At 66.2% G+C, this 9,090-nt stretch carries 11 protein-coding genes; 8 read left to right on the top strand and 3 right to left on the bottom strand.

What is annotated here, in order from left to right:
- Nucleotides 1-140: 140 nt before the first annotated feature.
- The 5 genes from C8J36_RS06615 to C8J36_RS06595 all read left to right on the top strand — a co-directional run bounded on the left by C8J36_RS06615 (nucleotide 141) and on the right by C8J36_RS06595 (nucleotide 4,381).
- Nucleotides 141-548, top strand: coding sequence for a DUF559 domain-containing protein (locus C8J36_RS06615; protein WP_132533534.1), 408 nt, complete (start codon nucleotides 141-143; stop codon nucleotides 546-548).
- A gap of 145 nt (nucleotides 549-693) precedes the next feature.
- Nucleotides 694-1,992, top strand: a complete 1,299-nt coding sequence (gene glyA / locus C8J36_RS06610; protein ID WP_132533533.1) for a serine hydroxymethyltransferase — start codon at nucleotides 694-696, stop codon at nucleotides 1,990-1,992.
- A gap of 12 nt (nucleotides 1,993-2,004) precedes the next feature.
- Nucleotides 2,005-2,478: a transcriptional regulator NrdR gene (gene nrdR / locus C8J36_RS06605; protein WP_062596700.1), complete on the top strand. Its 474-nt coding sequence runs from the start codon at nucleotides 2,005-2,007 to the stop codon at nucleotides 2,476-2,478.
- Between the two features lie 128 nt (nucleotides 2,479-2,606).
- The gene (gene ribD, locus C8J36_RS06600; protein WP_245506487.1) at nucleotides 2,607-3,764 is read left to right on the top strand and encodes a bifunctional diaminohydroxyphosphoribosylaminopyrimidine deaminase/5-amino-6-(5-phosphoribosylamino)uracil reductase RibD; all 1,158 of its coding nucleotides are present in this window, start codon (nucleotides 2,607-2,609) and stop codon (nucleotides 3,762-3,764) included.
- Nucleotides 3,764-4,381, top strand: coding sequence for a riboflavin synthase (locus C8J36_RS06595; RefSeq protein WP_132533531.1), 618 nt, complete (start codon nucleotides 3,764-3,766; stop codon nucleotides 4,379-4,381). Before ribD ends, C8J36_RS06595 begins: the two co-directional genes overlap by 1 nt.
- Before the next feature lie 7 nt (nucleotides 4,382-4,388).
- Here C8J36_RS06595 and C8J36_RS06590 read toward each other — a convergent pair whose 3' ends face one another.
- Nucleotides 4,389-4,937: a GNAT family N-acetyltransferase gene (locus C8J36_RS06590; RefSeq protein ID WP_132533529.1), complete on the bottom strand. Its 549-nt coding sequence runs from the start codon at nucleotides 4,935-4,937 to the stop codon at nucleotides 4,389-4,391.
- Nucleotides 4,938-5,107: 170 nt separating this feature from the next.
- Between C8J36_RS06590 and ribH the strand changes: the two genes are divergently transcribed.
- Complete coding sequence (gene ribH, locus C8J36_RS06585) at nucleotides 5,108-5,569, top strand: 6,7-dimethyl-8-ribityllumazine synthase (RefSeq protein ID WP_062596751.1); 462 nt, start codon at nucleotides 5,108-5,110, stop codon at nucleotides 5,567-5,569.
- Nucleotides 5,566-6,051, top strand: coding sequence for a transcription antitermination factor NusB (gene nusB, locus C8J36_RS06580; protein WP_062596697.1), 486 nt, complete (start codon nucleotides 5,566-5,568; stop codon nucleotides 6,049-6,051). Before ribH ends, nusB begins: the two co-directional genes overlap by 4 nt.
- 5 nt (nucleotides 6,052-6,056) lie before the next feature.
- Here the strand turns inward: nusB and C8J36_RS06575 are convergent, their stop codons facing one another.
- Both C8J36_RS06575 and C8J36_RS06570 read right to left on the bottom strand, forming a co-directional pair.
- The gene (locus tag C8J36_RS06575; RefSeq protein ID WP_062596696.1) at nucleotides 6,057-6,485 is read right to left on the bottom strand and encodes a DUF2442 domain-containing protein; all 429 of its coding nucleotides are present in this window, start codon (nucleotides 6,483-6,485) and stop codon (nucleotides 6,057-6,059) included.
- Nucleotides 6,478-6,705 carry a DUF4160 domain-containing protein gene (locus tag C8J36_RS06570; RefSeq protein WP_062596695.1) on the bottom strand — a complete coding sequence of 76 codons (228 nt, stop codon included), beginning with the start codon at nucleotides 6,703-6,705 and terminating at the stop codon, nucleotides 6,478-6,480. The genes C8J36_RS06575 and C8J36_RS06570 overlap by 8 nt, the downstream gene beginning before the upstream one ends.
- Before the next feature lie 191 nt (nucleotides 6,706-6,896).
- On the opposite strand from C8J36_RS06570, the gene C8J36_RS06565 reads away from it, so the two are divergent.
- The gene (locus C8J36_RS06565) at nucleotides 6,897-9,032 is read left to right on the top strand and encodes a sodium-translocating pyrophosphatase (protein ID WP_132533527.1); all 2,136 of its coding nucleotides are present in this window, start codon (nucleotides 6,897-6,899) and stop codon (nucleotides 9,030-9,032) included.
- Nucleotides 9,033-9,090 lie beyond the last annotated feature (58 nt).

Here is a 9,090-nt window from a genome sequence, read left to right as displayed (position 1 = left end):
TGCCGGCATCTTCTCCCCGTTTGGACGGGTAGAAGAGACGCGGGGCGCCGGTTGCGTTTTCTTCGGGAGCGAGGCAGTCTCGTCCGCTCTTCCCGCGCGCGGGCAGAAGATTTGGGTGGGCAGCCCTGAGCGGAGGGGCCATGAGAGGGCCGGACCGGCGGACGACGGCGCGGGCACGGCGGCTGCGTCAGGTGGACAATGATGCAGAGCGCCTGCTTTGGGGCGCGTTGCGCGCGCGACGGCTGAATGGTTTCAAATTCGTGCGGCAGCTGCCCATCGATCGATATTTCGCCGATTTCGCCTGTCGGGAAATCCGTCTCGTCGTGGAGCTGGACGGTCATCAGCATGCCGGAAGCGATTACGACCGGACAAGAAACGCCGTCATGGCTGCAAATGGCTGGAACGTCGCACGCTTCTGGAGCCATCACGTCATGCGCGAGATGGGATCCGTTCTGGAAACGATCGTGGCGATTGCCGACGGTCGCTTGAACGAGCCGGTCAGCTCGATCGATCTCACGCTCGTGCTCGCGGGTCCGCCTTCGTCCTGACGGTCACGACCAATTGCGTCTTCCGAAGCACGCGCACCACCGACAGCGCAGACGCCGCGGCAAATGGCGCAAAACGCGGGGCGCGGGTTGCCCTTGGCATGCGAGGGAGATAAACACCGTGCCACCGCCCTATAGGAGCCTGATCATGAGCGATGCAGCCGCCAACGACGTCTTCTTCAACCGGTCTCTCGCCGACAGCGATCCGGATATTTTCGGTGCGATCGAGAAGGAGCTGGGTCGCCAGCGCCACGAGATCGAGCTGATCGCTTCCGAGAACATCGTCTCGCGCGCCGTGCTCGAAGCGCAGGGCTCGATCATGACGAACAAATATGCCGAGGGCTATCCGGGCAAGCGCTATTATGGCGGCTGCCAGTTCGTCGATATCGCCGAGGAACTCGCGATCGACCGCGCCAAGCAGCTGTTCGGCGTCAACTTCGCCAATGTGCAGCCCAATTCCGGTTCGCAGATGAACCAGGCCGTGTTCCTGGCGCTGCTGCAGCCGGGCGATACCTTCATGGGCCTCGATCTCAATTCCGGCGGACACCTGACGCACGGCTCGCCGGTCAACATGTCCGGCAAATGGTTCAACGTCGTCTCCTATGGCGTGCGCGAGGAAGACCACCTTCTCGACATGGAGGCGGTCGCCGAAAGCGCGCGCACGCACAAGCCGAAGCTGATCATCGCCGGCGGCACGGCCTATTCCCGCATCTGGGACTGGAAGCGCTTTCGCGAGATCGCCGACGAGGTCGGCGCCTGGCTGATGGTCGATATGGCGCACATCGCCGGCCTCGTCGCCGGTGGGCAGCACCCGTCGCCGTTCCCGCATTGCCACGTGGCCACGACGACGACGCACAAGTCGCTGCGCGGCCCCCGCGGCGGCATGATCCTGACCAATGACGAGAACCTGGCCAAGAAGTTCAACTCGGCCGTGTTCCCCGGCCTGCAGGGCGGCCCGCTGATGCATGTGATCGCGGCGAAGGCCGTCGCCTTCGGCGAGGCGCTGAAGCCGGAATTCAAGGACTATGCGGCCCAGATCGTCAAGAACGCCAAGGCGCTCTCGCAGACCCTGGTCGACGGCGGTCTCGACATCGTTTCCGGCGGCACCGACAACCACCTGATGCTGGTCGATCTTCGCAAGAAGAACGCGACCGGCAAGCGGGCGGAAACAGCCCTCGGACGCGCCTACATCACCTGCAACAAGAACGGCATTCCCTTCGATCCGGAAAAGCCCTTCGTCACCTCGGGCATTCGTCTCGGCACCCCGGCCGGCACGACGCGCGGCTTCAAGGAAGCCGAGTTTCGGGAGATCGGCAACCTGATCGTCGAGACGCTCGACGGCCTCAAGGTCGCCAATTCCGACGAGGGCAATGCGGTGGTGGAAGCCGGCGTGCGTGACAAGGTCGTGGCGCTGACGGGCCGCTTCCCGATGTACGGCTACCTGTAAGGCTGTCACGGCATGCGCTGCCCTTTTTGCGGATCGGAAGACAGCCAGGTCAAGGATTCCCGGCCTGCCGAAGACGGCGCGGCGATCCGCCGCCGCCGCATCTGTCCGGATTGCGGCGGGCGCTTCACGACGTTCGAGCGCGTGCAGCTGCGCGAGCTCATGGTGCTGAAGAAGACCGGTCGGAAGGCCCCTTTCGACCGGGAAAAACTGCTGCGCTCGTTCGAGATCGCGCTGCGCAAGCGTCCGGTCGAACGCGAGCGGATCGAGCGCGCCGTCTCCGGCATCGTCCGGCGGCTGGAAAGCTCGGGCGAGAGCGAGATCGCGTCGGAAGAAATCGGCCTGCAGGTGCTGGAAGCGCTCAAAGGGCTCGATGACGTCGCCTTCGTGCGCTACGCCTCCGTCTATCGCGATTTCTCCCATGCGGAGGATTTCGAGAAGGTGATGGCGGAACTCTCGGCCAAGATCGCCCGCGACCCCGGCGCCTGACCGGAACCGCCGACATGACGCCCCCCGACGACCAGATGGACGACGATGCCGCCGACGATGGGGCCGACGATGGGATCGGCGTGGACGGCGTCGGCCTAGCCTCCGGCGTGCCGGCGGACGAGCAGCTGATGGCGCAGGCCATCGCGGTCGGTGCCGGCAATCTCGGCTTGACCGGCAGCAACCCCTCGGTCGGCTGCCTGATCGTGCGGGATGACGGGCAAGGCTCCGGGGAGGGCCCCGGGCAGGGTCACGCGGAGGGCCCCCGGATCATTGCCGCCGCCGTCACCGCGCCCGGCGGACGCCCGCATGCGGAAACGCAGGCGCTGGCACAGGCCGGCGAGGCGGCCCGCGGCGCGACGGCCTATGTCACGCTCGAACCCTGCTCGCATCACGGTCACACGCCGCCCTGTGCCGAGGCGCTGATCCGCGCCGGCATCGCCCGTGTCGTCGTCTCCGTCGTCGATCCCGACCTGCGCGTGTCCGGTCGCGGCATCGCCATGCTGCGCGAGGCCGGCATTTCGGTGGAAACGGGCGTGCTGGCGGCGCAGGGCGAGCGCGCGCTCGAAGCCTATCTCCTGCGCAAGCGCCTCGGCCGTCCGCATGTGACGCTGAAGCTGGCGCTGTCGCGCGACGGCATGATCGGCGTGCGGGGGCGAGCGGCGGGAGAAGGGCAGGTGGCGATCACCGGGCCGGAAAGCCGGGCCTATGTGCAGCATCTGCGCGCCCGCACCGATGCCATCCTCGTCGGCATCGGCACGGCGCTGGCCGACGATCCGGAGCTGACGGTGCGTCTGCCGGGCCTCGAGGATCGCTCGCCGGTGCGCATCGTGCTCGACGCCGATCTGCGGCTGCCGCCGGGGAGCAAGCTGGCGCGCTCGGCACGCACGGTCCCGGTCATCGCGGTGGGCGGCGTGCTGTCGTCGGACGGCGGGGATATCGAGGCACGGGCTCGGCAGGACCGGGCCGACGCGCTGTCGGTGCTGGGCGTCGAGGTGCTCGAATGGGACCCGCGCCGGCTCGATCTGCTGCTGCCGGCGCTCGCCAGCCGGGGCCTGTCCTCGCTGCTGGTGGAAGGCGGAGCCCGTACCGCGGCCTCGTTCCTTAATGCCGGCATGGTCGATCGCCTGCTGCTGTTCACCGGTACGCCCACGATCGGCACGCCCATGATAGGCATGGAGGGGATCGCATCCCCGATCCGCCCCGGGCTTGTGCCGGCGTCATTCATGCATATGTCTGGCGAGGCTTTTGGACCCGACCATCTGGATATCTACGAGAGGACCCCTTGATGTTTACCGGCATCGTGACTGACATCGGCAAGGTCGAGAGCGTGACGGCGCTCGATGAAGGCGTCCGGCTGCGGGTCGCCACGGCCTATGATCCCGCCACCATCGACATCGGCGCCTCCATTTCGCATTCCGGCGTCTGCCTCACCGTGACCGCGCTGCCCGAGGCAGGGGCGAACGAGCGCTGGTTCGAGGTGGAAGCCTGGGAAGAGGCGCTGCGGCTGACGACGATCGCCGGCTGGTCGGCCGGTGCGCGCATCAATCTGGAACGGGCGCTGAAGATCGGCGACGAGCTGGGCGGCCACATCGTGTCCGGCCATATCGACGGCACGGCCGAGATCCTGTCGGTGGAGGCGGAAGGCGAGGCGACGCGGTTCCGTCTCAACGCTCCCGAACATCTGGCGCGTTTCGTCGCGCCAAAGGGCTCCGTCGCGCTCGACGGGACGTCGCTGACGGTCAATGCCGTCAACGGCACGGAATTCGACGTGCTGCTGATCCGCCATTCGCTGGAGGTCACCACCTGGGGCGAGCGCCGGGCCGGCGACCGCGTCAATTTCGAGGTGGACACGATGGCGCGCTACGCCGCACGGCTCGCAGACTTCCCGGCGAAGACCGTCTGACGTCTTTTCAAGGCGTTCCCGCCTGGCGGTCGGAGAGCTGCCGTTCGCAGAGAATGACCTGCGCGCCGTGATAGACGGTGCGTGCCGTCTCGCGAAAGCCGAGCTTGGCGGCGACGCGCAGCGAGGCCGTGTTGGAGAGGTCGATGATGCAGGTGCGGCGCGCTTTCGGATAGGTCCGCTCGCCCCAGTGGAGTGCGGCGGACACCGCCTCGGTGGCATAGCCCCGGCCGTGGGCGGCCGGAGAGAGCGCCCATCCGGTTTCCATCGTGCCTTCGAGCGACGGCTGGATGACACGGTGCAGATCGTGGAAACCGGCCTCGCCGATGAACGCGCCGCTCTCCTTGTCCTGCAGAGCGAAGAAGCCGAAGCCGAAATAGTGCCACATGCCGACCTGCCGCAGGAAGCGCGTCCACGCCTGTTCCCGCGAGAACGTCACGCCGCCGATGAAGCGCACGACCTCCGGTTCGGCAAAGAGGTTCGCATAGGCGGAAAAGTCGTCGCGGCGATAGGGGCGGAGGATGAGGCGGTTCGTCTCGAGGGTCGGTATGGTGTGCATGATCTCCCTCTTAAAGGCGAATCGCGCGCATCGCAAAGCTGCCCTGCGTCAGGCGGCATGGAAAAGGCTTGCCATTCCAGCCCCGCCGTGGTTTGACCCGTGCCTCTGCCGGCCAAGCGACCGGCGATTTCCACATTTCTTTTTGCGTCTATCTCGAGACAGGTGAACCGATGGCCGAAAGCGGCAAGCCCCATATCCTCATCGTCGAGGCCCGCTTCTACGACGACATGGCAGATGCGCTGCTCGACGGCGCGACCTCCGCGCTGACGGATGCCGGCGCCACCTATGACGTCGTGACCGTGCCCGGCGCGCTCGAAATCCCCGGCGCGATCGCCATGGCCCTCGACGGCATCGACAACGGCGCCACCGAATATGACGGCTTTGTCGCGCTCGGCATGGTCATTCGCGGCGAAACCTACCATTTCGACATCGTCGCCAACGAATCCTGCCGCGCCATCATGGATCTGACCGTCAGCGAAAGCCTTGCCATCGGCAACGGCATCCTGACCGTCGAGAACGATGAGCAGGCCTGGGCCCGGGCCCGCAAGTCGGAAGGCAACAAGGGCGGCTTTGCCGCACGCGCCGCCCTGACGATGATCGCGCTGAAAGCCAAGCTCGGAGGCGAACAGTGAGCACCCCGACCGAACAGACGCCGCCGCTCAAGCAGGCAAACCAGCGCGGCGCCGCGCGTCTTGCCGCCGTGCAGGCCCTCTACCAGATGGATATCGGCGGCACCGGCGTGCTCGAAATCGTCGCCGAATACGAGACGCATCGCCTCGGCCAGGAAATCGACGGCGACACCTATCTGAAAGCGGATGCCTCCTGGTTCCGCTCCATCGTCTCGGGCGTGGTGCGCGACCAGCGCAAGCTCGACCCGCTGATCGGCGCGGCGCTGCAGGACGACTGGGCCTTGTCGCGGCTCGATTCGACCGTCCGCGCCATCCTGCGCGCCGGCACGTTCGAGCTGACCGAGCGCAAGGACGTGCCCGTCGCCGTCATCGTCACCGAATATGTCGAGATCGCCCGCGCCTTCTTCGAGGAAGACGAGCCGAAGCTCGTCAACGCCGTCCTCGACCGCATCGCCCGGCAGTTTCGCACGGACGTGCGGAAGTAGGGTTTTCAGGATTTTACGTGGCTTCGTTTTGGGGCGGATGTCTTTGGGCGTCCGCCCTTTTTGCCGTTCGCCCGGCTTGCGGCGACCTTTGCCGGCGAGCGGGATTGTCCGCCGCGGCGCTGCGCCTCCAGGAAAGCCCTCGTTCCGAAGATGCCGCTCATCAGGCCCGCGATCGTGTAGTCCACATCCAGGCTTTCCCAGTGCAGTCCGGTTTCCCCAAGAAGTTCGACCTCCGCCAACTGGTCTGCGGGCGCATCCTGCAGGCCTTCGAGGGCGCGGGCCGGAAACAGGAACGATGCGCCGTTCGTGAAATCCACGACGATCCGCTCGGAGGCCGCGTCGAAGCGGACGCCTGTCGCCACAGGCCGCTCGGCGCGTTCCGCCTCCCAGCGGCGCTTCGCCTCTGTCAGTTCGGCGTCGGTAACGTCAGCCATGATATCGTCTCCATGTGTCGAGGAACAGCTGCCGGTTGTCTTCGATGACGGCGACCGCGCGGCGCACGTCCCTGTCCGACATATTCCCCTGCGTGATCACGGCAAGGCTCTCGATGTCGATGCGCGCTTCCCCGTCTCCGACCACATGCGCGTGAGGCGGCTCGTGATCGGCGGTATAGATGACGAAGCGCATGCCGAACTGTCGAAGGACTGTGACCATCGCCGCAGGATAACCCAAGCGGTTGGCTTTTCCAAGTTGCAGGAGTCTCGACGCGAAGCCCGCTTGACCTTGCCATGCTGCCGCCGCAATCTGGCAACGGTCCCGTTTTGCGTGAGGAGGCGCGGCGGGGGCGGAGACGGGGCTTTGGCGAGGCGATGCCTGCCGGCCTTTCAAGGGAGGAAACATCCGACATGATTGTTCTACTGGGCGTAATTCTATGCGGGCTGGTTTCGGTGGCCTATGCCATCTGGGCGACGCGGTCCGTGCTGGCTGCCGATCAGGGCAATGCCCGCATGCAGGAAATTGCAGGCTATATCCGGGAAGGGGCGCAGGCCTATCTCGCACGGCAATATCTCACCATCGCCATCGTCGGCGCCATCGTTTTCGTCGCAGCCTGGGTGCTCCTCTCGGGCACGGCCGCCATCGGCTTCCTGATCGGGGCCGTCCTCTCGGGCGCGGCCGGCTTCATCGGCATGCATGTCTCGGTGCGGGCCAACGTGCGCACGGCGCAGGCGGCCTCCGTCAGCCTGTCCGCCGGCCTCGACATCGCCTTCAAGTCCGGTGCCATCACCGGCATGCTGGTGGCGGGCCTCGCGCTGCTCGGCGTGTCCATCTATTATCTCGTCCTGACGGCCGGGCTCGGCCATGCCCCCGGCGACCGCGAGGTCATCGATTCGCTCGTCTCGCTCGGCTTCGGCGCGTCGCTGATCTCGATTTTCGCACGTCTCGGCGGCGGTATCTTCACCAAGGGCGCGGATGTCGGCGGCGATCTCGTCGGCAAGGTCGAGGCCGGCATTCCCGAGGACGATCCGCGCAACCCCGCCACCATCGCCGACAATGTGGGCGACAATGTCGGCGACTGCGCCGGCATGGCGGCCGACCTGTTCGAGACCTATGCCGTCTCGATCGTCGCGACGATGGTGCTGGCGGCGATCTTCTTTGCCGGAAGCCCGGAGCTCGCCTCCACCATGATCTATCCGCTTGCCATCTGCGGCACCTGCATCATCACCTCGATCGTCGGGGCCTTCTTCGTCAAGCTCGGCTCCAACGGCTCGATCATGGGCGCGCTCTATCGCGGCCTGATCGTCACCGGCCTCCTGTCGATCGTCGGGCTCGCGCTTGCGACGACGGTCACCGTCGGCTGGGGCGTCATCGGCACGGTCGACGGCAAGGAGATTACCGGTGCCGCCCTCTTTGTTTGCGGCATTCTCGGCCTCGTCGTCACCGCGCTGATCGTCGTCATCACCGAATATTACACCGGCACCAACAAGCGGCCGGTCAATTCCATCGCCCAGGCCTCCGTCAGCGGCCATGGCACCAACGTCATCCAGGGCCTTGCGGTGTCGCTCGAATCGACGGCGCTGCCCGCCATCGTCATCGTCGGCGGCATCATCACGACCTATCAGCTCGCCGGCCTGTTCGGCACCGGCATCGCGGTCACGGCCATGCTCGGCATCGCCGGCATGATCGTGGCGCTCGATGCCTTCGGCCCGGTCACCGACAATGCCGGGGGGATCGCCGAAATGGCGCATCTGCCGCCGGAGGTGCGCAAGTCCACCGATGCGCTGGACGCGGTCGGCAACACCACCAAGGCGGTGACCAAGGGCTATGCGATCGGCTCGGCCGGCCTCGGCGCGCTGGTTCTGTTCGCAGCCTATGCCAACGACCTGAAATACTTCGCCGCCAATGGCGACAAGTATCCCTATTATGCCGATGTCGGAACGATCTCCTTCGATCTCTCCAACCCCTATGTCGTCGCGGGCCTGATCTTCGGCGGCATGATCCCCTATCTCTTCGGCGGCATCGCCATGACGGCCGTCGGCCGGGCGGCGGGCTCCGTCGTGGAAGAGGTGCGGCGGCAGTTTCGCGAGAAGCCGGGCATCATGGCCGGCACCGACAAGCCGGATTACGGGCGGGCGGTGGACATGCTGACCAAGGCGGCGATCCGCGAGATGATCGTGCCGTCGCTGCTGCCGGTGCTCGCGCCCATCGTCGTCTATTTCGGCGTGCTGGCGCTCTCCGGCTCCAAGGCGTCGGCCTTTGCCGCGCTCGGCGCGTCGCTTCTCGGCGTCATCGTCAACGGCCTCTTCGTCGCGATCTCCATGACCTCCGGCGGCGGCGCCTGGGACAATGCGAAGAAAAGCTTCGAGGACGGCTTCGTCGACAAGGACGGGCAGCGCCACCTCAAGGGCTCGGAGGCCCACAAGGCGTCGGTCACCGGCGACACGGTGGGCGATCCCTACAAGGATACGGCAGGCCCGGCCGTGAACCCGGCGATCAAGATCACCAACATCGTGGCGCTGCTGCTGCTGGCGGTTCTTGCCTGACCTTGCTTGGGCCCGAATGTGCTTGGGTCTAAACTTGCTTGGGCCTGAAATCGCTGGA

It is taken from the genome of Rhizobium sp. PP-F2F-G48 (genome assembly GCF_004342335.1).
Taxonomy (GTDB): Bacteria; Pseudomonadota; Alphaproteobacteria; order Rhizobiales; family Rhizobiaceae; genus Ferranicluibacter.
Note: the sequence above shows the minus strand (reverse complement) of the source record. Positions and strands in the feature narration are given on the sequence as shown.

Excerpts from the sequence above, each read along its gene's own strand:
- ribH (WP_062596751.1), top strand. The coding sequence starts at position 5,108 with ATGGCCGAAAGCGGCAAGCCCCATATCCTCATCGTCGAGGCCCGCTTC.
- C8J36_RS06615 (WP_132533534.1), top strand. The coding sequence starts at position 141 with ATGAGAGGGCCGGACCGGCGGACGACGGCGCGGGCACGGCGGCTGCGT.
- C8J36_RS06565 (WP_132533527.1), top strand. The coding sequence starts at position 6,897 with ATGATTGTTCTACTGGGCGTAATTCTATGCGGGCTGGTTTCGGTGGCC.
- C8J36_RS06570 (WP_062596695.1), bottom strand. The coding sequence starts at position 6,705 with ATGGTCACAGTCCTTCGACAGTTCGGCATGCGCTTCGTCATCTATACC.
- C8J36_RS06590 (WP_132533529.1), bottom strand. The coding sequence starts at position 4,937 with ATGCACACCATACCGACCCTCGAGACGAACCGCCTCATCCTCCGCCCC.
- C8J36_RS06595 (WP_132533531.1), top strand. The coding sequence starts at position 3,764 with ATGTTTACCGGCATCGTGACTGACATCGGCAAGGTCGAGAGCGTGACG.
- glyA (WP_132533533.1), top strand. The coding sequence starts at position 694 with ATGAGCGATGCAGCCGCCAACGACGTCTTCTTCAACCGGTCTCTCGCC.
- ribD (WP_245506487.1), top strand. The coding sequence starts at position 2,607 with ATGGCGCAGGCCATCGCGGTCGGTGCCGGCAATCTCGGCTTGACCGGC.
- C8J36_RS06575 (WP_062596696.1), bottom strand. The coding sequence starts at position 6,485 with ATGGCTGACGTTACCGACGCCGAACTGACAGAGGCGAAGCGCCGCTGG.
- nrdR (WP_062596700.1), top strand. The coding sequence starts at position 2,005 with ATGCGCTGCCCTTTTTGCGGATCGGAAGACAGCCAGGTCAAGGATTCC.